A 24458-nucleotide genomic window follows, 5' to 3' on the forward strand; every position below is an offset into this window, starting at 1 on the left:
GGTTTAAAGGCCATTCAAAATAGATATACCAAGCACTTAAGTCGCTCCCTCTCGTGGCTTAAGTGCTTTTTTCGTAGGTGTAGACAACCGAGCGTCACAATCATTCATCATCGTTGCTGTTGCTGTTGCTGTTGCTGTTGCTATTATTGCCGTGGTCGCTGTCATCGGCATTCACGGCGTAATGAATGGAGCCGACACATAAGGCAAACATAAGAAATGGGATCAGCGCTGCCGTGATTTCAGCCCAAGGGAAATGAGAGAAACTTTTCGCTAAAATTAAATGGCCGAAAATTAATAAAAGTGCACCGATAATGGCGACGATGATCAATCTAATTTCATGTTTTGTGGCCGTCGTTTTCATACTATTGACTCAAGGTAGGTATGTGAACAGACATTGAACCACGATGCTAACTGTTAGAGATAGAACAGCTATGATGAAAAAACATAGAACAGTTGGTTTGGTGACATCACTCGGGTTTATTGAGGGTTAAATGCGCGAGCCTACCTAACTCTATGATGGCGTTTAAGATCCTGCCTTCGCATGGGTAGGAGTAGTTGATCCGAATGTGCTTAGAACCTTGGTTATCACTACTAAAGAGTGTTCCAGGAGCCACGGCTATTTGAGACTGGAGTGCTTGTTCATAGAAGTGGGAACAGTCGAAGTGACCGCCGAATTCAATCCAAATGAAATAGCCACCACTTGGGTCCGTGACGCTGATGGAGTCAGGGAAGTAAGTTCGTATTGCTGCAAGCATTTGGTGTTTATGCTGTTCAAGTTTGCGTCTTAGCTTTCTTAAATGTGCATCAAATGAGCCAAATTGAAGATAGTGGCTGATCCCTAGTTGAATTGGAACGCTACTTGAAAGAGTCGACATCAATTGGAAACGCTGGATTGTTTCGCTTCGCTGTCCGGCGACAACCCAGCCAATACGAAAACCCGGAGATAAACATTTTGAAAATGAACCACAGAGCAAAACGTCGTCGTGTTGATCAAATGCTTTCGCTGGTTTGGGTTTATCTGGGCTAAAAAACAGCTCGGCATAAACATCGTCTTCGATCAGAGGCGTTTGATGGTGATGAAGTAGTTCAACAAGAGATTGCTTAGCGTGATCTGACATGCAAAATCCAAGTGGGTTTTGGAAGTTAGTCATTAGCCAGCATGCTTTGATTGGGAGTTCAGTTAATGCCTTTTCAAGCGCGATTAAATCAATCCCTTCAAGGGGGTGGGTTGGGATCTCGACGGCTCGCAAATTAAGCCGTTCAATCGTCTGTAAAGCGCCATAGAATGTTGGGCTTTCAATCACCACCAAGTCTCCAGGCTTTGTTACGGCTTGCAAACTTAAACTTAGCGCTTCCATTGCCCCTGAGGTGATCACTATATCATCGGGTGAGACTGATAAACCTTGCTGAGCGTAGCGTTGGGCAATATTGCGGCGTAGGCTTTCACTCCCTGGAGGCATATTTATTATGGCGCTATTTTCAGGCATTTTGCGACTCGCGCTAGCCAAGTTTCGAGCAAGTGCTTGTTGGGGAAAGAGGGATGGATCGGGAAAGGCAGAGCCTAAGGGCACCATGTCTTGTTGTTTATTGCGCTGTAACACATCAAACAGTTGATCGTTGATATTAATCTGTTTTGGCTTCGTAGAGCTTGATGATGCTTGAGGGCTAAGTAGGTTTTCAATCTGTGGTGCGACGAAATAGCCTGATTGCGGTTTTGCAGTCACCCAACCTTGGCTCTCAAGTAACTGATATGCTTGTAAAACGGTGGCGATGCTATAACCCGTACTTTTACAGCTTACTCGTACCGAAGGGATCTTTTCACCAGATCGCCAAACCTTTTGGCTAATCTGCCGCTTAATATCTTGAGCAAGCTGTTCGTAACGAGTCATTAACTACCATCAGTGTCAGAGTGTGGAATTGATATTTATCTTAACATTGAGTGAAGTGACAGCATACCTGCTTACGCTAGCTCTTTATCCAGCGCTTTAATGGCGAGAGTAAGGCGTTCCGATAACTCAGCCTTTTGATTGGTTTTGAAATCGAACATAACAATCGTTGCGCTGCCAATCGTTGTGATTTTTCCAAGTTTTTTGCTCACAATTTCATATTGCATCGTGAACCTATCCGATTGTATATCGGTGACTTTGGAGCCAATCAAAAGCGTGTCAGGGTAGGTAACTGGGAGTTTGTAGCGACACTGAGTTTCTCCAAGTACTGGCCCAACTTTGGTCATGGCCATCTCTTCCATCAATTCCACTTTATTAAAATGGGCAATGCGAGCGGTTTCAAAATAACGAAAATAGACCGCGTTGTTGACGTGATTGAGTGCGTCCATCTCTCCCCAGGCGACAGGAATTTCAGTAATAACAGAGTACTCTTTTAGTAGGTTTTCCACACATGGCCTCAAAAATCAAACAATCGTTTAAATTCCTACCCTACTGTTTTGTTAACATTGTTGCAACATGCTGATGGCGTAATTTAGTGTTGAATTGCATTCTTGAGTCTTTTGTTAATTGATTAGTGATCAAGATAGGCGTTGGTGTGCTAAACCTATAAGAGTCTGTGTAAATATTGAGGTTACTGATGGAGTTATTTTCTGATTATCGGAATGAAATACAAACTGAACCATCAGCCAGTAAAGTCCATAAACTTCTGAAACCGTGGCGCGTATTAATTGTAGATGATGATGATCAGGTTCATCAAATCACAAAATTAGCCTTGAGTGGATTTACATTTCAGGAGCGTAAATTAGAGCTGATTTCAGCGCTGTCGGGTGAAGAAGCGAAGCAGATCTTAGATTCAGCCGATGATATTGCTATTGCCCTTGTTGATGTCGTGATGGAAACGGAACATGCTGGCTTGGATCTGGTTCGGCATATTCGCGGAGGATTAAATAACAAGCTTATTCGTTTGGTACTTCGAACGGGACAAGCAGGACAGGCACCTGAAGATATCGTTATTCAAGAGTACGAAATTGATGATTACAAGGAAAAAACGGAGTTAACTACCCAGAAGCTACGTACATTGCTGTATTCAATGCTAAGAGCATATCGAGACCTTTGTACCATTGATAAGCAAAGAGAAGGTCTGAGGTTAGTCATTCAAGCATCTGCTAATGTGCAAAATACCACGACGATGAAAGCTTATGCCGCGGCGTCTTTGTTGCAGGCGACATCATTATTGAAATTGGACGTTTCGGCTTTTTATGGCGTTGTTCAGCCTACGCCTGAAGGGGAGGAATCGAGCGCATTAACACTCGCGGCTACGGGAGGGGATGTGAATGCCTACTCTGAATGTGCATATGACCGTTTGCCGGATATTGTCTCTAAACGTTGTCATGACGCGGCCAAGAAAAAGCAAAGTCAGAGCTACGAGGATGCCTACGTATTTTTTATGGCTGATGAGCGTGGCGTGAACAACCTGCTTTATATCAATATTAATACTGCACTTTCAGAGTTAGATAAGCAGTTACTTGAAATCTATATGCATAACATAGGGTTGACGTTTGAGAACCTTAGTCTGCTTGTGGATTTAAAAGAGACCTCAAAAGAGTTGGTTTATAATTTAGCCAACGCAGTGGAAGCAAGGAGCAAAGAGACGGGGGCGCACGTGCAACGCGTGTCTCTGGTATCGGAACAGCTAGCGATTTTATATGGTCTCTCGGAATATGATACTTTTATGATTAAACAAGCGTCGCCTTTGCATGATGTGGGTAAGGTGGCGATCCCAGACAGCATATTACATAAACCTGGAAAGCTCACTGAAGATGAGTGGTATATTATGCAAAAGCATGTTGAATATGGTGTTGATATTTTAAGTCGTTCAAAGCGAAAATTGATTTTAGTCGCCAAAGAGATCGCGGCTTACCACCATGAGAAATGGGATGGTACAGGGTACCCCAATCAATTGAGCGGTGAAGATATTCCAATCAGTGGGCGAATTACGGCAATTGCAGATGTGTTTGATGCCCTTGGCGCTAAGCGAAGTTATAAGAAACCGTGGCCTGATGAGAAGATTAGAAAGGAAATCTTGTCTCAGAAAGGAAAGCATTTTGAACCCGTGTTAGTCGATTTAATGCTGGATAACTGGGATACGTTTACTGAGATCCGTGACAGCTTTCCTGACTAATACTCAATAAATTGTGAAGGGTGAACAATGCTATGAGCTTTGTTCTGGTGATATCGGCAACTCTTTCGGCGTTCTGAATGTAAAATGGACGCCTTGATTAATGGATGACTCAAAATTTAAGCTTCCCGCTAGCTTCTGGTGTATAAGGTTGAACACTAAGTTGAGCCCAAGCCCCGAGCCGCCAGTTCCGCGTTTGCTGGTGTAAAAAGGTTCAAATATCTTTTGATGCAATGCTTCTTCAATTCCAGAACCATTATCGATATATTCGAAGATAATCTCGTTGTTTTGTTCATAGAAAGAAATGCTAATTTTTGCGGGTTCAGATGAATCCGCAAAGGCATGATTGATACTATTCATAATGAGATTGGTGATCACTTGCGTGAGTACTCCAGGTAAACTGCTCATTGAAAGAGTGTCGCTGCCTGAAATGATTGGCGTCACGGGGATTTTTCGAGTCTCAGGGTGCAAGCTGGTAATTAATGCATCTAATACTTGATGGATAACAAAATTGCTCCTGCATTCTGACACTTGGTTGACGGCAGTTTGTTTAAAGTCACGTATCAGTTTAGAACCTCGATTTAAGTTATCCTCCAGCATAATTGTGCTCTCACTCATGCGCTCCATCAAGTCTGAAAACTGAACGCTGGATAATGTCTGATCAGCAAATGCTTGGTTAAGTTCTTGTGTGATTTCTTTGATGATAGACGCGGCGGTCACGGATATTCCTAATGGTGTGTTTACTTCATGAGCGACTCCAGCAACGAGCCCACCTAATGCGGCTAACTTTTCAGATTCGACCAACTGATCTTGGGTCTTTTGCAGAGTGACCATATTATTTTCTAGTTCTTGAGTTCGTTCTTTTACTTTATTCTCAAGAGTATGGTTGAGCTCCTCTAGCTTTACCTTAGCTTGAGTTAAGGCTGAGATATCCAATGCCGTCCCACGAAACCCAGTAAAGGTATCATCTTGATATTTTGCTGTTCCTTGAAAGAGTAAAAATCGCTCTTGGCCCTCGATTATCAATTTTTCTTCACATAATGAGAAATTTAATTTTGCGTTAATATGGGCGAGTAAAGAGTGAGTCTTGTTGAATGTTGGGATGTTAAATAGGGGAACTGATTCGCAGCCGTTGAGGTTTAAATTTTTTACCATTTCATCTGAAGCATAAATTAATACCCCTGATTCATTAGTCTCCCATAGCCAATCAGAAGAGACATCGGCAAAGTCAGCAAAACGCTCTTGTTGATATTTAATATCGCGATAAAGAGAGGACACACTCGACGTGATTTTATTGGTTTCATCTCCAAGCCATTTGAGTTCGTCTTCTTTTTCCATAATCCAAGGCGTGTATTGGAGTGTAAGTGGTTTACTTGGGTTGCGAGGGTTGAATTTTCGTAAATATTGCGCGATGGAGAACAGTCGTCGGTTAACGCTCTGGTGAAATATCATTAAAATCAGATAGCAGACAATAGCGGTTTTAAGCGCGTTAATTCCAAGAGTGATAAGGAATTGCTTTAAGAGATAGCTGTAGATAGTGTTGGCGTCAGACTCTACATACAAGCTACCAATGACCTCTTTTGGCTCGTTTTCTGAAATTGAAAATTTGATAGGATAGCGGCTAGAAATGATTTGCTTTTCTACTGGGGTTCCAGCTCTAAGTATGTAGTTATCGGCTTCGACTTCTAGGTAATCGACTTTAGGTAAATTGACAAGACCTTCTATTCGTTGCTGTAAAAGCTCTAAGTCAAACCGCCATAGTGATGGGGCGAGTAAATCGATATGAATTTTCTCAATTTCATAGTGGCGGCTTTCTACGGCACTCAACTCACGATTATAATCCCAATAGGTCTGTATCAGCGTTGTAATTAGGGTTACCGCACTGCTTATCAGAATTAAGATTAGGATGATTCGTCGTCCGATATGGCTCGATATAGGGCTTTGCTTGCTGTTCTCGAACTGTGGAGTGCGGCTCATTATCATCCCTTGATTATTCTACTTATTATTGTGGCTCATTTTTTGTTTTTATTTTGATACATCAGGTGATCCGTTTGCTCGATCATCTCTTCGATTGTAAGTTCTCTGTTGTGATTGAACGTTTTTTGACCGTAGCTAAGAGATGTCATACCGAATTGTGGTTGAGCTTCGATTTGGACGTGGTAGTTTTTAATTAAACGTTGGCAGAGTGCTTCAAGTTGCTCATCATGATTGAATCCATCTTCATCGTTAAATAAGCTCATAATGACAAATTCATCTCCCCCCATTCGCACCACAATGTCACTTTCCCGGCAGTTTTCGGATAATACTTTTGCCACAGTTTTAATGCATTCGTCACCAACACAATGTCCATGTTGGTCGTTGACTTGTTTTAGCTTATCGATATCTAAGTAAATTACACCAATGGTTTGTCTTGCCCGTTTAGCATCTTTAACTCGCTGTTCACCAAGTAAATGCAAACCTCTGCGATTGTTCAGGCCTGTTAATTCATCCGTCAGGGCAAGATCTTGTAGCTCTTGATAGTGACAATAAACTTTTAAGTCAGACATGATCAAATTACTGAATTGCTCAAGTAAGTTGAGTAGTTTTGTCGGGTAGGAGGTTGGTTTCGTATCTATAACACAAATGGTTCCAAATAGTTCGCCATTTGGCCAATAGATAGGAAGCCCACAGTAGGATTCTACGGGGCCGTGTGTAACCGGAGGAGCATCTTTCCAATAATCATCTTGCTTTGCATTATTTACATACAGGTTCTGCTTGGTTTCCATAATCGTGCGACAGAAACTTTTCATTTCCCACGGCCAAGAAACGTCTGTTTTTAAGAAATTTTCTTTGTTGTGGCTCGCGACCACAACATTGAACTCATTTTCTCTCAATTGAACGATGGTCCCACAGGTAGCCCCAAACAGTTCAGACATGAGATCAACCGTATGCTGCCATTTTTGAAGATCGATAATTTTTTGATCTGAATTTGATAAGCATGTATCACGATGGCTCATTGGCGTCCTTAGTATGGTATTTTGTCTATTTACATTATATGACCAAAATAGTTGTTGTTGCATTTCATGGTGCTTTGTTTCTTCACATATTTGGCATAAAATTTAACATTAAGTACATGAGGATATGGATATATTATGGAAGTAAAAGGTTTTTTGTTTGATTTATTAAATAGTCCTAAGGAAATAAAATTTGAGCAGGTCATGGATGTCATTGATGCAAATTATGACTTTGTTCCTACTTCATTTACTAACGGTGACTTAAGAAGTGAAGCTGGAGAAAATAATGGTTCATGTAAAATTTTTGCCTTTGGTTTGCTTCACAAGTTAACGGAAGAGGAGACGCTTTCCTGTTTTGGGAAGTTTTACCGTGTCGATGTACTTGGTAACCCTGATGATAAGGACCATCAAAATATCCGAAACTTTAGCAAGACAGGTTGGGGTGGAATCAAATTTGAACAAACTGCATTGATTGCTAAAGATATTGATAACTGAACATCTTGATAACCAAACGTATTAATAGCTAAATATTGATATAGAACGTATTGAAAGCTAAATACGTTGAAGATCAAATAATAGATCTAAATCACATATATTAATGGCTATAGAGTGACTGGTTGCGTATGAGCTAACCTTTTTATGGGACAAATAGAAAAGGAAGTGATAATGAAGCATCCAGTTTCCTCCATCTTTCTTGCGCTGAGTGTTATAAGCTCACTGAGTTATGCACAGCAAGAAGAAGAGAAAGAGTATAGTCAGTTGTACCTAGGTGCCGGTTTTAGCATGGCAAACTTCAGCGATTCGCAATATCGAGATGATGATAAATTTGATAGTACGCTTGCTGGGGTCGTTTTTGGTTATCGTCCATTATCTTTTTTCGCAATAGAAGGGCGGGAATATATCGTGGTATCGGATAAAGATGACCGAATTAAGTGGCATGCAGGTGTGGTGAGTAAGTGGTTTATCCCATTGGATTATCATTTTAATCTGTTCGGGACTTTGGGTTATAGCGCGATTGGAACGGAAAACCACGGTACAGAATGGGCTCCGAGTATTGGTGCTGGGATGCGTTTTAGAAACAACACACCATTAATTTTTGATATTGAAGGACAATATGTAAAAGAGAGTTCGATAGCACCTGACGGAGATGATGGTGCTATGAGCCTTAATTTGAGCGTCTATTATGGTTTCTAATGTAGGTTTAAATGTCAGTTATTTGCGTTAGAACTCTTTGACTCAGAGCTAAATTGTCGGTAGAGCCGTTAAACATTTTCGACACACACAACTTTGGTTATCCGACACTTTACTTGTGTTCCTTTCTTCTACTTCAAAGCACCAGCAGGTGCTTTTCCCTGCGCTGATATCACAGTGTGCACCTTCACCACATGATGGACATTGATGAGTGTGTGAGACGCTAGTTATCTGCTTCATAATGGTTTCACGCTCAGTGTCTGAATACTCTTTCCAACCGATAATTTCAGCCATGGTTCGATGACAGCCTGAGCAGATACCATCACTGTTTTTGCACGCAGCAATACAAGGTGTTTTCATTCATCTTTACTCTCTAAAACTTGTACCGTAAATCTAACAGTTTTTTATTTGGATGTAAGAAATAAAAAAGCCAAGTAAAAAACTTGGCTTTTAATTTAGGTTAAAGTGACTTGTTTATGGTGTTGCTGGGGTGATAAAACCTAAGTCTGTCAGTTCTGATTCTGAATCCGGATTGCTATAGTTTGAATACCATATTTCTCCTTCTTCCGTGATTGCGTTTCCGCCCCATTCACTAGAAACGGTGAATACTTTTACATTGAATTCAATCCCATTACTATAGGCTATCGTCATGTAGTCAGTGGCGGTTTGAGCGACGTTATTATCATCGGTGTAAGCGAAGCTAAGCTTGATTATACCTTTATCAATATCGTGCATTGCCCAAGTGAAATTAAAGGATTCCATGACCGTTCCATCAGGGTTTAGGTCTTCAAATTTACCTGAGCCGTCGGCCATAAAGCTTAGTCGTTCATCTTCAGCTTGTAAGACTCTTTCATCACCAATGAAGCGAGTACTAAACAATGGTGTTTTGTAGTCTTCGTCTTCACGACAGGAGTCTAGAGCTGCGGTATATTGAGCGTAAGTCTTGAAGTTAATAGGTTGGTCGGTTTCATCATTCCAACCGGATTCATCGACATCACATGTATGGATATCTTTATTTATATCAACATCTAAATACGTCGCTAGCCATATTGAACCTTCTTCTGGATCAAAATGTGCCACTGAGTATTGCTTATCATCGTTTACATCAATAATAAGTTTGCGGTAGTCCCAAATTTCATTCGCGTTTTCACCTATTTCTAAAATGCCCTTACTGTTCATGTTCCAATACTTCATGCTAGGGGCACTATTTTTAAAGCGTAGCATTTGGCTATTATCGCCATACGCAGCGGATCTTGTCTCTCCTGAACCGCTAACACGGTAAGAAATTGAGTCTTCTGGCATCATGGTCGGTAATGTACAGTCCGCTAGCTGTGCTTCGAAATCGGCAAGAGTTGAGCCTGAATCGGTTTCGGTAATGAAGCACCAACCTTCAATATTGATTGCGTTAATTAATGCCTCTTTTGCAACAGCATTCAATAGGTAGCCATCGTTGTCATCTTCAGCATCGCCAGCAGCAATAAACTCGCCTTCATATAGGTAGCCATCGTAAGCAGATAAAATGCGTTGGTTGGTATCGTGATCCCAAGCATCTCCCCATAGGTCGATAACAGATTGCGGAATATCGAAGCGAATGACCTCTTCCCCATTGACGGTGGATTGTGTCCATTGACCAGAACCGTTGAGAGTCACCATGGTTTCTTGACCATTAGTCCAACTCCAATCCCAAGTGTAGTAGTTGATCACTCCACCAGTAACCAGTTCAATCCCTATATCGTAACCTATGGATAACCCTTTAACGGTGCTTACCAGAGCTCCGTCTCCCGCCGCTGTATTAACAATAACATCTGCAAATGATGTTGCATTATTTCCGTCTTCTTCGTTATTCGCGGTACCGTGATAGAACCAAGGTTTATTCCATAAGTAATACTCATCAAAATCAGCGGTTAAACTGACTGAGCCACCTTGAGAACCTTGTGGGAATACCGCGGTTTCATTGACATAATCAGACAACTCGCCCGCATTACCAGCAATTGATTTACCACTTAAATCTCGCACATAGCCAGAAGCGGTACTGGTTAATGTTGGTAGATCGGCAGGGTAAACAGATATGGCATCACCTACTATCGCAAGTGAGTACACATCATTGAACATTTCCCAACCTTGTGGACCTAGAATGATGTCTTTATCATCATTTGGATCAATCGTATGCGTTCTTCCATCGGCACCGACTTGGTAGAGTTTAGATAAAGTACCTATGTCATTGTTCATTGTGAACTCTTCGACAAATACCTCAACATCGGTTGTTTCTACGCCGTTGTTGTTACGTGTCTCTTCATCTGCCCAAAGAGAATAGAAAGTACCACTGTCACGCATGAAGGTAATAACTTGCTGAATAGGACTTAAATCGGGGGTGAGAGGAGAGTCGTCGTCTTCATCTAAGATGCCATCATTGTCATCATCAGTATCTTCATTGTTACCGATACCATCGCCGTCAGTATCTGTTGTTTCATCTTTATCTAATGGGAAGTCGTCACTGGCATCAGGTGTGTCATCATTATCATCATCGAGATCGGCATTATTACCAACACCATCGCCATCGGTATCTGTTGTTTCATTTTCGTCTAATGGGAAGTCATCACTTGCATCAGGTGTGTCATCGTTATCATCGTCGAGATCGGCATTGTTACCGATACCATCACCGTCAGTATCTGTTGTCTCATCTTTATCAAATGGGAAATCATCATCGACATCTAGGGCTGCATCGTTGTCATCATTGGTGTCGGCGTTATCACCAGTTCCATCTTTGTCTGAATCAACCCATTCCGTATCGTCGTCAACAAACTCATCAAGCTCATCAATGACGCCGTCACCATCTGTGTCTGTATTTTCAACAGACTCATATCCTCCGTTGTCTCCAGGAATGATCGCAGTTTTGTCAGGATCAAAATCAGGAGCCTTAATAATGGTCCCTATCTGTTCTGAGTTATCTGATAAATCTGTTTTACTACCATCGGCATTATCAGATAATTCGGTTGTATCTTCTGGGATAACACCTGAAGTCACAAGAGCTTCAGCACTGTATGCAGCGTCTGTTTTTCCATCTTCGATGTAATCGCCTAGAACATCACTTTCTTCAAGTCCTAGGTCATTTGCTACATCGGTAACGGCTTCTTCGATGGTACTAAAAGTGCCACTTTCTAGTTTTACGTGAACAAGAGTCGAGAGGGGAGTAACATCGGTTTGTCCCGCAGGTGCTGACATTACATAATCAGATAAAACAGGTCCGGTTGTTTCATCGACGGTTTGACCTTTTATTGCTTTAACAATAACGGCGTAATTCTCGGGATTAGGGGTATTGGAGACATCAAGAACGGCTTTACCTCCATCGCCACTAATGGCAGACGGTTCATCAGGATCGAGTTGAAAATCGCCATCGACATCTAGCCAAACTTGGGCATTTTTTAGATATCCATCAATTGCTGTGACGGAATAGGCGTTGCTGTTTGCTGTCGTACCGGTCTCTCCGTCACCACAGCCAACCAAGCCTAAGCTGCTTGTTAAGCCTAATGCTATTACTAATTTATTTTTATTCATTGTTCTTCCTAAACATTGTTATTAGAAACGACAGTAAAACGTTAGTAACGAGGTTGTAGGCTGTCAAATTGACTGGGGCTATATTAATTGAGTGATGAATAAGTTTTTAATATCTGGATTATAATATTTTTTATAAAATCATAAGCTTAGTGGAGTGATGAGAATAGTCATGAGAATCAGCGTTAATCTTCGTGTGGTTAATTGTTTGAATTTAAAGAACTTGCTAAAAAATGGCTTAAACCGAAACGTTATTTGAGTAATTTATCAAGTTGTGAACCAGATCCAGTTAGAGCGTAATGCTTCGAAGAGGGTAGAGCTTTAGATTTAACGTCTTCCTCAGGTATAAATTTATGCTTTTTTTGAGGTTTTTGCTGCTCGAAATTAAGAGCCAATTGAGGTAGCATTGCCGACCTTTTTGGATTGGCTAGAGGTAAAAATGTTTATAGGTTTTGATTATGGTACAGCGAACTGCTCTGTTGCTTCGATGTCTGATGGCCAACCAAGATTACTTTCTCTTGAAGGGGACAACTTTTACATCCCTTCTACTATTTGTGCTCCGACGCGTGAATCTGTATCTGAGTATCTATTTCGTCACTTTAAAATTTCGCCTTCTGATGCGATTGGTGAACAAGTACTTCGCCGAGCGATTGCCTTCAATCGAGAAGAGAGTATCGACCTAATCAAAGGTGACTTAGCCTTTGGTCAAGCGGCGTTAGATCTTTATTTAGAAGATCCGAGAGATGTTTACTATGTGAAATCGCCGAAATCCTTCTTAGGCGCAAGCGGGTTGCATGATATTCAGGTCAGTTTTTTTGAAGATCTTGTATGCGCCATGATGGCCAATATTAAACAAAAAGCGGAAGCTCAAAGTGAACAAGAGATCCGCGACACGGTGATTGGTCGTCCGATAAACTTTCACGGTCGTGGTGGTGAACTCGCTAACCAACAAGCGGAAAAAATATTATTACAAGCAGCCAAGCGCGCAGGGTTTAATAATATTGAATTTCAATTTGAGCCTGTCGCGGCAGGGTTGGAATACGAGAGCACACTAACAGAAGATAAAACAGTATTAGTTGTGGACATTGGCGGTGGTACAACCGACTGTTCGCTGATTGATATGGGACCAACGTGGCGAGGCATGAGTGATCGTACTGCCAGCTTATTAGCTCATAGTGGGCAACGAGTTGGGGGAAATGATCTTGATATTTACCTAGCGTTCAAACAGCTGATGACCTCTTTTGGCTCCACGAGTAAGTCACTGTCTGGTATCGATATGCCTCTGACTCAATTTTGGAACCCGATTGCGATCAACAATGTAGAAGCACAACGCGACTTTTATTCACGCGAGAACCTTAAAGCACTTAAGCTACTGAAAAAAGAGGCGCAGTCTCCGGAAAAATTGGATCGCTTACTTAGAATGTACCAAGAGACATTAGGCTACAGCGTAGTAAGAAAAGCGGAAGAAGCGAAAATAGCACTTGCAGATTGCAACGAATTTCGCGTCAAGATGGATTTAGTGTCTGAATTGGTTGAAGTAGACATCAGTTTAGACCAAATGATAGACGCGATTGAGACTCCAAAAGCGAAGATGGTTGATTTAGTGAAAGAAGCGGTCGCGCAAAGTGCGAAAAAACCGGATGTGATCTTCATGACGGGAGGCTCTGCTCGTTCTCCTGTATTACGTCAGGCTGTGGAATCTCAACTGCCAAATGTGCCGATTGTGAGTGGGAATTACTTTGGTTCGGTTACAGCAGGTTTGGCTCGCTGGGCTGAAACTTGTTTTAAGTAATCGACTGATTGTGGGTACGCGATGAGTACTTTGGGAAATTAAGGTGCTGATCTATCGCTAATTTCAAAAAAAAGTGTGACTCATGCGGTAATTTGTAACCGAAACCCGTAAAATACTCGCCTTATTATTACGCTATACAGTAAGGCGAGTACATTTTCTGTGAATAAAGATCAATTTGAGTTGTTGGCCCCTGGTGGCGATATAGATTCGATAAAAGCGGCGATTGCTGCTGGCGCGGATGCCGTTTATTGTGGTTTGGATAAGTTTAATGCCCGTAATCGAGCAACAAACCTCGACCTAGATACCTTAAACGGTTTGGTTGATTTGGCTCATCAGAACAACTGTAAAATCTTCCTAACGTTGAATATCATTATTCTTGAAAGTGAAGTACCAACGGTTGTCCGCTTATTGAATAAATTGGTTAACACTCATATCGATGGCGTTATCATTCAAGATCTTGGGTTAGGCTATATTCTTAAGCACTATTTCCCTAGCTTAGATATGCACGCTTCGACACAATTGAACACTCATAATGAAGGCCAAATCTTATTACTCAATAAGTTAGGTGCAAGCCGTGTAAACCTTTCACGAGAGTTAAATATCAGCGAGATTAAACATTTAGCTCAATTTGGACTAGAGCATGATGTTCTAATGGAAGTGTTCGTGCATGGTTCTTACTGTATTGGCTTTTCGGGCCTTTGTTACATCAGTTCTGTCAAAAATGGTGCATCGGGGAACCGAGGTCGTTGTAGCCAACCTTGCCGTGATCAATACGAAACAACGAAAGTAGGCAAAAATTACCCACTGAACATGAAAGACAACTCTGCTTATGGTGATTTGAATGAGTTGGTTGATGCGGGTGTTTACTCATTAAAAGTTGAAGGTCGAATCAAGAAAGCGCATTACGTTTATACTGTGGTCGATAATTGGCGTAAACAGATAGACACTTATTGTGCTGGTGGCCAACCTTTAACCGATACCAAAGGCTTATACACGGTATTTAATCGTGACTTCTCGAACTCATATCTGAAAGATAACATCTCCCAAGATATGTATATCGATAACCCAAGAGACAATTCGTCTACACACTTCACTAAGATTTACGGCTGTACTACTGAAGCCAGTATCGATAAAGTGAAAAAAGATCTGTTTGATGAAAAAACGGATATCATGGCGCTGGTGGAAGAGAAGACCAAAGATTTAGTGATTGATGATTCAAAGTCATTAACGGTAGTAAAAGGCGACCCCGATTACGTGAAAGCCGTTGAATTACCAAAGCTTCCACCATCAACGCCTTTGACTTCGGCTCCAAAATTATCTGTACTTATCTCATCGGCAGAAGATGTTGCGTTGTGCGAAATGAACACTTCAACGACACCTTTAGATGTCTTCTATCAGTTACCAATGGCGCTGAGCACACAGTTGGCTAAATTGAGTACACTGTTTACTGAAAATCCAGCTTTGATCCCTTGGTTTTCTGCTATTCAAATTGGAGATGACTTTGAAGCGGCGAGAACGTTTTTAGATACAGTTAAGCCAGCGTTGATCGTCACCAATAATACAGGCGTAGCACAACTGGCTTATGAAAGAGGCATTCAATGGATTGCAGGGCCGCAACTGAATATCACTAATTCGTATGCGCTCAAATGTATTCAACAAGAGTACAAAGGCAGTGGTGCTTTTATCTCTAATGAGTTAAGCAAACTGCAGATGCGTAAGATCGTTCGTCCAGATAACTTCCGCCTGTTTCATAGCATTTACCACCCGATTGCGATGCTAACTAGTCGTCAGTGCCTATTTTTACAAAGTGTAGGTTGTAAGAAAAAGCGTGTGGATAATCGTTGTTTGAAGGGGTGCGAGAAAACAACCTCTATCATTAACTTGAAAGATAAGCCTTATGTGATTGATAAGAAAAAAGGCGATCACAACAGTTTGTACAGCGAACAAAACTTCTTGAATACAGACGTACTTAAAGATTGTGCAGGGCTCTATTCTGATGTTCTGATTGATCTACGAAATATCAAAACACAGACCAAAGTGAGTTTAGATAAAGCGGAGATCGATAACGCAGCCTTGGTTGTGCTATTCCAAGAAATGCTACAGGAATCGATGAACCATTTGGACACTCGTGGCGATAAGGTCGAGTCTCCGGCATTAGTTGCGATAAAACAGGCATTAGCGCAAACGAGCAGCCAGCAATATAAAAAAGGTTTATAGACAAAGGTTTATAGATAAAGGTTAATGAAAAGCCGAAGCAATATTATATTGCTTCGGCTTTTTTGTTGTCACCTAGATATTCCTAGCTGCGAAATGAAACAACACACTAGGTTGTGTGCAAGCTAGGTCTACCAGAATCTTATCGATAAGCTAAGGTTATTTTTTACCTTGAGTTTGCTTATCTTCTTCAGTCAGTTCACGAATGCGACGGCTGATGTCACGGCGAGATTTAGAGATCTCAGCACTTTTGATGATGTGGTCATCAACGCGATCTTCGTAATCGGCTTTCATGTTTTTAACAATAACCAGAATCTCATCGTGGCTCATTTCTGGTTTAATGTAGTCAAGAAGGTTATCAAGTAGATCAACACGTTTACGGTTATCACGAACTTTTTTTTCGTTATCAACAAGTTCACGTTTTAGCTTATTTTTACGACGTGCTTGGTTTACGATTTCAAATACACTACTCATAGTTTTTTCCTAGTCTAAAATATGTCTGGTTTGATTAAAGCACAACAAATGAATACAGAACAGCCTTAAGATCAATCCTCTGGCGATGTTGGTGAATTAATCAGCACTCTCTCTTTAATCGATTGTGTTCGCTTGTGCGTTCGCTATATTATGCGTTATTAAGTATGACAGTGTAATGAAAAAAAACATGGAACAGCCAGTCGAACAAGATGATTACGAGTCGCATGACGTAGAACCTGAAGGTGAAGTGGAGCAAGAGAAACTACGTGAGGCCTATATTTCTGAGCGAACAAAATTAGAGATAACTGAGATTGAGCTAAACCGAGCAAAAATCATATTGGTTGATGAAAAAGGCAATATGAAACGCATCCCACTGATTCCGGAGCATTAGCGAAAACGGATGTTTGGATACTGATGTTTTTGAATATCGATGTTTGAATATCAATGTTTGAATATCAATGTTTGAATATCGATAGTTACACTGCCCATCACAAGAGATGCAAAGCTAAAAATTTGAGCCAGAATTTAACACTCACAACGTAAATTCAGCGCTTTAAATGGTTGAGTCGTTAGATTTACTAGTGCAACAAAGCTAATAATAAAAACAAGGAATTGAGTATGAGCATTGAACTGTCACCTGTTGAAGCAAGAGTTATTGGCTGCTTGATTGAAAAAGAAGTAACCACTCCTGAATATTACCCTCTAACACTTAATAGTCTAACCACTGCATGTAATCAGAAGAGTAACCGAGATCCTGTCATGGTCTTGAGTGATTCAGATATTCTTGATGTCGTAGAGAGCCTTATCTCTCGTCGTTTAGTGAGTGATGAGAGTAGCTTTAATAGCCGTGTGAGTAAGTATCAGCATCGTTTTTGTAACACTGAATTTGGCGATTTACAGTTTAGTGAACAAGAACGCGCCATTATCTGCTGCATGTTACTTCGTGGGCCTCAAACTCCTGGCGAATTGCGCACTCGTACTAATCGATTGGCGTCATTCACAGATGTAAAAGAGGTGGAAGCGGTACTTGAAAAGCTAGCGAATCGTGCCGAAGGTTCTTTGGTGGTGAAATTGCCACGCGAAGCGGGTAAGAGAGAATCTCGCTATCAGCATCTTTTAAGTGGTGCTGTTGACGTGGATTCGATCGCGGCGGCAATGCCGGTCAATTCAACAATGAGCCATTCTTCTGAAAACTCATCATCTCAAAGAATCGAGTCACTAGAGAAAGAAGTGGCAGAATTGAAGAACGAGTTGGCTGAGCTCAAAGCGTTAGTTGAATCTGTTCTCTGATTTTCATGACAACGGTAAGCGAAACGTGTCCGTCTTGGTATATTTATCTAATTCGGACACGAAGTGATGCTCTATATTGTGGAATAACGGTCGATGTAGATCGTCGGTTCATACAACACCAAATGGGAAAAGGGGCTAAGTTTCTTCGCGGAAAAGGGCCACTGGAGCTCGTTTGGAGTCACTCTGTTGAAACGAAAAGTTTGGCTTTAAAATACGAAATTAAGCTGAAAAAGTTGCCAAAAATAAAGAAGGAACAATTAATTCAGAAACTTTGGGATCTAGAAACACTGCACATCAATTGACATTACTCATCCTTGTGATCAATAGATAAAGCCCCCGCGTTATTTTTATCGGTTTAACTTCTCTTTTACACGCTATTCCCGCCATCTTTATCTGGCATAGAACTATCATTTTTAATAAGGTTAACTCATAATGATTTTCATACCATGCGTAAGAGTATGGTCATTGATTAGGTTAATAATTATGGGCCAATGTAGTCCATCTAGGCTGAGATAAAAATGAAACGTTTACTATTGCTTTCCGCATTGGCTAGTTTTTCCATGCCATTAATGGCGCATCCAGCGCAAGTTCTCACAGGGTATTGGGAATATAAAGAGTTTCTGGAAACTTTCCCGAAACAGAATGAATTGAACCAGATATTCAGTGATATCGTTCGTAACGACTCACAAAAGATTTCGGTTAAACAAAAAGAACCCGTCACAATTTCGGTTGTGTATCCAGGTCAACAGGTATCTGATTATTGGGTGCGCAACATCAGAGCATTTGAAGCAAGGCTCGATGAACTTGGCATCCAATACCAAATTAACCAAGTATTTACTCGCCCTAATATTGATGTAAAGCAGCAAAGTCTTTCCTTAAAAAAAGCCATTCAAAATGAAACGGATTACTTGATCTTTACATTGGATACAACACGTCATCGTAAATTTATTGAGCATGTAATTAATTCCGAAAAAACAAAGCTAATATTGCAAAACATCACAACGCCAGTACGCGCATGGAAGAATCGCCAACCTTTCTTCTACGTGGGCTTTGACCACTCAACAGGAAGCTTAGCGTTAGCGGACTATTTCAAACAGCACGTTAAGGCTGGAGGTAACTATTCGGTACTGTACTTTTCTGAAGGCTACATCAGTGATGCTAGGGGTGATACTTTTATTCAAGAGATGAGTCACCATTCAGATTACGAATTGCGCTCATCATTCTACACAAAAACGACGAAAGCCAGCGGGTATGATGTTGCCAAGTTGAGCATTGAAAAAACGCCTGATCTCGATTTTATTTACGCCTGTTCGACGGACGTTGCTCTGGGAGCGGTGCAAGCTTTAGAAGACCTGAACCGTACGGATATCAAAATTAACGGATGGGGAGGAGGCTCCGCCGAACTTGAAGCTTTGGAGCGTGGTGAGCTCGATGTGACGGTTATGCGAATGAATGATGATACAGGCGTTGCAATGGCAGAAGCGATCAAACTTGATTTAGAAGGTAAGAAGGTGCCTACCGTTTATTCTGGAGACTTTGAAGTAGTCTCTACCGAGGATGAGCCCGAACATATCCAAAAATTAAAAGAACGTGCTTTTAGGTATTCAGATAAGTCATGAAAATAAAGCTTGGCCCAACGAAAAAACGCTCACTTGTTACCTTAATTTCACAAATTGTCATTTTGGTGATCTGCATATTGACGTTGGGCGTGCTTGTACAAAGTTTTCAATTCAGTAATCGTATAATTAAACAAGAAGTCAACCGAACACTTCAGCAGACATCGAGTTTGATTCAAAGTCTGTTTGATTACCGATTGGCTGTTTTGCAAATCCACCAAGACAGTAATGCGAAAAGTGACACGTTGGTGGATTTTTTTGTGGCTGGAGACGAAGAACTTCTCGATTATTATTTCCTAGGGCTGGATCAACGTGAGCCTAAACATGTTCCTGATGTACGCTTTATTGCAAAACCAAAGGGTATTATCTGGGATGATGGCAACGCCGAATTCTACGGTTTATCTCTTGAATTGCTTAATGATGTTGCAGAGCAAGTCGCGTTTAATAGTAATTGGCACATACTTGAACTTCATAGTTCAATAGGGCTTAAACACTTATTAGTGAGGCGTTCTCCGATAATCAATGATAATTCGGGAGAAGTATTAGGCCAACTTTATGTTGGGATGATCCTCGATAACAACGTCATGTTGATCGAATCTCTTCAACGACGCAGTAATAGCGATAATGTGGTACTTGCTTTAGATGATCGACCAATCGCGACAACCTTGCTAGGTTCTGAGCCTTATACTGCCGATGACATTATTAGTTTTAGAAAACAAGTTGATAGCGAGCTTGGAGAGACTTTGGTGAGTGCAACGGCATTGAAGGTTAATGATGAAGAGACACCTCTGACGGTATTTACTGTCGAGTACAGTAAAGGTGTAATGGCGTTGAAAAGAAATCATCAGTATGGCCTGATTTTCACCATGCTCGCTATTTGCGCTGTTTTTGCATTCACACGGAAATGGGTGCAGAAAAAAGTCTCTAACGAACTGTCAAAATTAATGACTTACACTAAACTCGCCGGGATAAAAGACGCCAAAAGAGGGTTTGAAGGGTCTACGATCTATGAATTCGATCATATTGGTCACACCCTCGAAAGCACATTTGAGCGGTTGGCTGAGCAGGAGAAGTCTTTTCAAGATCTATTCAACTTTGCACTCTCTCCTACTATTGTTTGGTCTGGCGCTGGTGATGTTTTGCAGATGAATCCAGCTGCTCGCAAAGAGTTATCGAAAGCAAACGAGTTAGGACAGTACAAGATTTTACCTCATTTTGATGTATTTAAGTCCCAGTTAATTCCTCATATTAGAATGTCAGCTCAAGGCGCAACGCTTACCGGAGTTAACGTTCCGATTGGAGATAAAGTTTACCGCTGGAATTTATCCCCGATAAGGATTGAAGGGGATATCTCTAGCATTATTGTCCAAGGCCAAGACGTTACAACCTTCATTGAAGCTGAAAAACAGAGTGATTTAGCGAGAAAAGAGGCGGAAGAGTCGGCAAAAATGAGGGCTGATTTCTTAGCGAAAATGAGTCATGAAATCAGAACGCCATTGAATGGTATTTTGGGTGTATCCCAGCTATTAAAGCGCTCTATTCATGATGCTGAAAACCTTAAGCAGATTGATGTCTTATGCAATAGTGGTGAACATCTATTGGCTGTTCTCAATGACATTCTGGATTTTTCAAAATTAGAACAAGGTAAGTTTAATATTCAGCTTAATGAGTTCAAGTTTTCTGAACTCGTGAATACGCTTGAAACTATCTATCAGCCTGCCTGTGCCGAAAATGATGTTCAGTTAGTTATTAATAATAATTTGGCAACGAATACGTTGATTTACACAGATCAAGTTCGTTTGAATCAGATTTTGTTTAATCTTTTAAGCAACGCAGTGAAATTTACACACTCTGGAACCATTAAAATTGGCTTCGATTTAGAACAGTTCGAGTCTGCAAATAATGACATGCTGATTATTAACATTAAGGACTCTGGAATTGGTATTGATCCGAAGCGTTTGGACGCAATGTTCGATCCTTTTGTACAAGAGGAATCAACAACAACACGGGAATACGGTGGTAGTGGTTTAGGTCTGACCATAGTAAAGAACCTGGTTGATATGCTAGGGGGTGATATTCAAGTTGGGAGTGAAAAGGGAGTAGGTACAGAATTTGTAGTCACTGTCCCTGTGAAGAGTGGTTCTGTCGGTTCTGATTTTCAATCAACAGAACAAGAACTTCTTCCTCATGAGCTTTTTGACAGAACACTGAAGGTGCTGCTAGTAGAGGATAATGGTACCAACGCATTTATCGCACAGGCATTTTGTAAAAAATATGGGATGGATGTGCAGTGGACGAAAGATGGGTTGAGTGCACTGAAAATTATTGAGGCAGAGTCTTTTGATCTGATTCTGATGGATAACCAGTTGCCGAATTTAGGCGGAATCGAAACCACCATGGCGATTCGAAACGATTTACACATATCCACGCCAATATACGCTTGTACTGCAGATAGCCTTGCTTCTACTAATGATGCATTCATCGCCGCTGGGGCTAATTATGTGATTGTTAAGCCAATTAAGGAACATGTGCTACATGCTGCGTTCGTTCATTTTAAAAGGCATTTTCTTAATTCAGAAGAGTGAATAGATCCATGGTGGTGTATTCATTTCTCACCCATTGCCCATTCGTTTTTTAGTTGTATTCGTATTTGTAGGGCTTAAATGTAAGCCCTGCGTTCATGTGACGATCAAATACTACCCGCGATAAAAGCTTGCTCTAGTATCTCCTGTTTTAGATCGTCTCCCATGATTATTGGATTATCAAACTTAATACCAACCAACTGACCTTTTTGGTGCCTTTTCACACTCACAATACAATATTTGATATCGCTAGGGAGGAAACGCTTCAATTGTGATTCAACGTTTATCTCTGTGTCGCAAACTAATTCATTTCTGGTCTCTAATAGAAGACCGCAGCCTGAAACTGAGAAGTCGAGAATTGTTCCTTCAAAGACATTCGATTGATAACTCACTGTCACAGGAAGCGAAAGCTTATAGCGTTGATGTTCTCTAACGGCCTTTGTAGCAAACTGTTTAGGTGCTCTTAAAAAAAGCAACGGGAAAGGCTTGGTAATGGTATTTATCACCGACGTTTTGAAAGCAATAATGTGTCCGAGTTCGGTATCCGAAATGCCGCGGATTACGGTATCTACATTAGCCAGTTGACGCATGGATAGATCTTCTAAGATTTTGATAGGGAGTTCAATGATGAGATATTGCTCGTCTTTGCAGCCAATGTAGTGAGTATGAATGATCAGTTTATCTGTGGGGCCAAATTCAAGAGTGACTGAAACCTTCATCCCTGGTTTCATGAACTTTTGAATATCTTGGTTGTTGTTGTTTTTTGAGCTCATAAATTATTAACGATTACCCTAGAAGTGCCGTTCCAATGCCGAAATTAGATAAAATATAATCGTTAATAATTCAATTTGTTAGCTTTTTATATGCAACACAATAAAAGTGTGTGATCACACCGTTATTGTGTGCAATATCGAAGTCGCGTTGCCTTGCATTTTTTTTCATACTTAACTACCCATTGACTGCTTTTGCTTGAGCGTTTAAGGGAGTATCGCTGATCGGTTCGTTACAATAAGTTTCGATATTCATCTCTTGAGGCGATTTTAGCTTGTTTACATACAGTGTTAGGTTATCGATTTCTTGGGTAGTTAAAAGTAACCCTAGTTTGGTTCTACGCCAGAGTATATCTTCCACGGTGACAGCAAACTCATGATCAATAAGGTAGTCGATTTCGATTTGATAGCACTCATCTGAAAACTGCTGACCAAGATCATCTTGCGATGCTACGTTGCGAAGTAATTTCTCAGTTCGACTCCCGTATGTGGTTAGCCAACGCTTTATCATTACAGGATTCAAAAATGGGAATTTCTTAGAGAGGTGGCTAAAATGGGTATTAAAATGAAAACTTTCACCACCAGGTAATGGGCTATCTTTTGTCCAAGCTTGTCCCATATGTGGGAGGAATTCAGATAATTGGCTTAATGCAGATTCAGCTAGTTTTCTATATGTGGTCAGCTTGCCGCCGAAGATTGAAAGCAAAGGAGCCTGTTCAAGTTCTTGCTGAAGGGCGATAGTGTAATCACGTGTGATGGCTTGTGGGGAGTCTGATTCATCATCGCATAACGGTCGCACACCGCTGAATGTTGAAATAATATCTGTCTCTTGAGTTTGAGTCATAAAGTGCTTATTCGCGACATCAAGCAAATACTTCGTCTCTTCGGCGCTGATCGCGACATCTCGTGGTTTTCCATCGTATTCAACGTCGGTGGTACCAATCATCGAGAATTTGTCTAAATAAGGGATAACAAACACAATACGCTTATCTTCATTTTGCAGAATATAGGCTTGCTCCTCATCATGAATTTTTGGCACGATAAGGTGAGACCCCTTGATTAATCGGATACCATAAGGAGATTGTTCATCCATTTTGTCCGTAATAAATGATTTCACCCAAGGGCCTGTCGCATTCACTAGGGTATGACAGCGACGAATGAATCGTTGTTGACTGACATGATCAAATAGAGTGACCACCCAGATATCACCATCACGCTCAGCTTTTTCAACGCTACAGTAATTCTTTACCTCCGCGCCATTCTGTTGAGCTTGAATGGCATTGAGAATAACCAAACGAGCATCATCAACCCAGCAGTCTGAATATTCAAATCCTATTTTCATGTCGGGTTTAGTGACAACTCCAGCGTTTAGCTTGATTTTTTGGCTCGCGGCTAATGAGGTTCGTTTTCCTAAGTTATCGTATAGAAACAGTCCAGCTCTTAACATCCAAGCAGGGCGTAGATATGGGCGATGTGGTAAACGAAAACGCATTGGTTTAGCAATATGTGGCACTTTCTTAAGTAGAATTTCACGCTCGGCTAGCGCTTCACCCACTAAACGAAACTCATAATGTTCTAAATAGCGCAGCCCACCATGGATCAGTTTTGAACTCGCCGATGAAGTCGCGCTAGCAAAATCTTTCGCTTCATATAGACCAACGGTAAGTTCACGGCCCGAAGCATCTGCAGCTATGCCTGCACCATTAATACCACCGCCGACAACAATCAGATCTAAGATGGATGATTTTGTATCATTACATTCGCTTTGTTTCGTTATCTTGGTCATATCGCTGCCTTTTGTGTTCGTTCGCTCATTTGGTGAGTTGAATATACACATTTATTTTTCATATCTGTTACTT

20 protein-coding genes are annotated in these 24458 nt (G+C 41.0%); 10 read left to right on the plus strand and 10 right to left on the minus strand.

Translation table 11 applies throughout. The features are described from left to right. Window positions 1–100 precede the first annotated feature (100 nt). From OCV39_RS18015 to OCV39_RS18025, 3 genes are all read right to left on the minus strand, one after another. The gene (locus tag OCV39_RS18015; protein WP_171755829.1) at window positions 101–361 is read right to left on the minus strand and encodes a hypothetical protein; all 261 of its coding nucleotides are present in this window, start codon (window positions 359–361) and stop codon (window positions 101–103) included. A 106-nt stretch (window positions 362–467) separates the two neighbouring features. Beyond that, window positions 468–1889 (minus strand): aminotransferase-like domain-containing protein, encoded by a 1422-nt coding sequence (locus tag OCV39_RS18020; protein WP_136995261.1) that lies wholly within the window; start codon window positions 1887–1889, stop codon window positions 468–470. Window positions 1890–1960: 71 nt separating this feature from the next. Further along, window positions 1961–2395 carry an acyl-CoA thioesterase gene (locus OCV39_RS18025; protein ID WP_171755831.1) on the minus strand — a complete coding sequence of 145 codons (435 nt, stop codon included), beginning with the start codon at window positions 2393–2395 and terminating at the stop codon, window positions 1961–1963. Window positions 2396–2583: 188 nt separating this feature from the next. Here OCV39_RS18025 and OCV39_RS18030 point away from each other — a divergent pair, with 188 nt between their 5' ends. After that, window positions 2584–4128: an HD domain-containing phosphohydrolase gene (locus tag OCV39_RS18030; RefSeq protein ID WP_113799790.1), complete on the plus strand. Its 1545-nt coding sequence runs from the start codon at window positions 2584–2586 to the stop codon at window positions 4126–4128. 30 nt (window positions 4129–4158) lie between these two features. Here OCV39_RS18030 and OCV39_RS18035 read toward each other — a convergent pair whose 3' ends face one another. Together OCV39_RS18035 and OCV39_RS18040 are read right to left on the minus strand one after the other, a co-directional pair. Continuing rightward, on the minus strand, window positions 4159–6102 hold the full coding sequence (locus tag OCV39_RS18035) for a sensor histidine kinase (RefSeq protein ID WP_261889597.1): 1944 nt from the start codon (window positions 6100–6102) through the stop codon (window positions 4159–4161). A gap of 35 nt (window positions 6103–6137) precedes the next feature. Next, entirely contained in the window at window positions 6138–7121 is a 984-nt protein-coding gene (locus OCV39_RS18040) for a sensor domain-containing diguanylate cyclase (RefSeq protein WP_261889598.1), read from the minus strand. Between the two features lie 135 nt (window positions 7122–7256). On the opposite strand from OCV39_RS18040, the gene OCV39_RS18045 reads away from it, so the two are divergent. Beyond that, entirely contained in the window at window positions 7257–7613 is a 357-nt protein-coding gene (locus OCV39_RS18045; RefSeq protein ID WP_261889599.1) for a HopJ type III effector protein, read from the plus strand. A gap of 171 nt (window positions 7614–7784) precedes the next feature. Further along, window positions 7785–8312, plus strand: a complete 528-nt coding sequence (locus OCV39_RS18050; protein WP_261889600.1) for a porin family protein — start codon at window positions 7785–7787, stop codon at window positions 8310–8312. Window positions 8313–8360: 48 nt separating this feature from the next. Here the strand turns inward: OCV39_RS18050 and OCV39_RS18055 are convergent, their stop codons facing one another. Both OCV39_RS18055 and OCV39_RS18060 read right to left on the minus strand, forming a co-directional pair. Next, a complete protein-coding gene (locus OCV39_RS18055; RefSeq protein ID WP_261889601.1) occupies window positions 8361–8669 on the minus strand; it encodes a cysteine-rich CWC family protein in 309 nt (102 codons plus the stop codon). 114 nt (window positions 8670–8783) lie between these two features. After that, window positions 8784–11864 (minus strand): hypothetical protein, encoded by a 3081-nt coding sequence (locus tag OCV39_RS18060; protein WP_261889602.1) that lies wholly within the window; start codon window positions 11862–11864, stop codon window positions 8784–8786. A gap of 436 nt (window positions 11865–12300) precedes the next feature. Here OCV39_RS18060 and yegD point away from each other — a divergent pair, with 436 nt between their 5' ends. Further along, window positions 12301–13653, plus strand: a complete 1353-nt coding sequence (yegD, locus tag OCV39_RS18065) for a molecular chaperone (RefSeq protein ID WP_261889603.1) — start codon at window positions 12301–12303, stop codon at window positions 13651–13653. Between the two features lie 159 nt (window positions 13654–13812). Then, on the plus strand, window positions 13813–15870 hold the full coding sequence (locus tag OCV39_RS18070) for a peptidase U32 family protein (protein WP_261889604.1): 2058 nt from the start codon (window positions 13813–13815) through the stop codon (window positions 15868–15870). A 156-nt stretch (window positions 15871–16026) separates the two neighbouring features. On the opposite strand, the gene OCV39_RS18075 is transcribed toward OCV39_RS18070, so the two are convergent. After that, entirely contained in the window at window positions 16027–16341 is a 315-nt protein-coding gene (locus OCV39_RS18075) for a DUF496 family protein (RefSeq protein ID WP_113799774.1), read from the minus strand. 175 nt (window positions 16342–16516) lie between these two features. Between OCV39_RS18075 and OCV39_RS18080 the strand changes: the two genes are divergently transcribed. The 5 genes from OCV39_RS18080 to luxQ all read left to right on the plus strand — a co-directional run bounded on the left by OCV39_RS18080 (window position 16517) and on the right by luxQ (window position 21832). Continuing rightward, complete coding sequence (locus tag OCV39_RS18080) at window positions 16517–16732, plus strand: hypothetical protein (protein ID WP_240697155.1); 216 nt, start codon at window positions 16517–16519, stop codon at window positions 16730–16732. A 227-nt stretch (window positions 16733–16959) separates the two neighbouring features. After that, window positions 16960–17631, plus strand: coding sequence for a YceH family protein (locus OCV39_RS18085; protein WP_261889605.1), 672 nt, complete (start codon window positions 16960–16962; stop codon window positions 17629–17631). A 5-nt stretch (window positions 17632–17636) separates the two neighbouring features. Next, window positions 17637–17933 carry a GIY-YIG nuclease family protein gene (locus OCV39_RS18090; protein ID WP_261889606.1) on the plus strand — a complete coding sequence of 99 codons (297 nt, stop codon included), beginning with the start codon at window positions 17637–17639 and terminating at the stop codon, window positions 17931–17933. A 216-nt stretch (window positions 17934–18149) separates the two neighbouring features. After that, on the plus strand, window positions 18150–19250 hold the full coding sequence (locus OCV39_RS18095) for an autoinducer 2-binding periplasmic protein LuxP (protein ID WP_017053567.1): 1101 nt from the start codon (window positions 18150–18152) through the stop codon (window positions 19248–19250). Beyond that, complete coding sequence (gene luxQ / locus OCV39_RS18100) at window positions 19247–21832, plus strand: quorum-sensing autoinducer 2 sensor kinase/phosphatase LuxQ (protein ID WP_261889607.1); 2586 nt, start codon at window positions 19247–19249, stop codon at window positions 21830–21832. Before OCV39_RS18095 ends, luxQ begins: the two co-directional genes overlap by 4 nt. 104 nt (window positions 21833–21936) lie before the next feature. Here the strand turns inward: luxQ and OCV39_RS18105 are convergent, their stop codons facing one another. Continuing rightward, the gene (locus OCV39_RS18105) at window positions 21937–22602 is read right to left on the minus strand and encodes a flagellar brake protein (RefSeq protein ID WP_261889608.1); all 666 of its coding nucleotides are present in this window, start codon (window positions 22600–22602) and stop codon (window positions 21937–21939) included. A 175-nt stretch (window positions 22603–22777) separates the two neighbouring features. After that, entirely contained in the window at window positions 22778–24385 is a 1608-nt protein-coding gene (gene glpD, locus OCV39_RS18110) for a glycerol-3-phosphate dehydrogenase (RefSeq protein ID WP_261889609.1), read from the minus strand. Window positions 24386–24458: the final 73 nt, after the last annotated feature.

Origin of the sequence: Vibrio cortegadensis (assembly GCF_024347395.1) — a bacterium.
Classification (GTDB): Bacteria; Pseudomonadota; Gammaproteobacteria; order Enterobacterales; family Vibrionaceae; genus Vibrio; species Vibrio cortegadensis.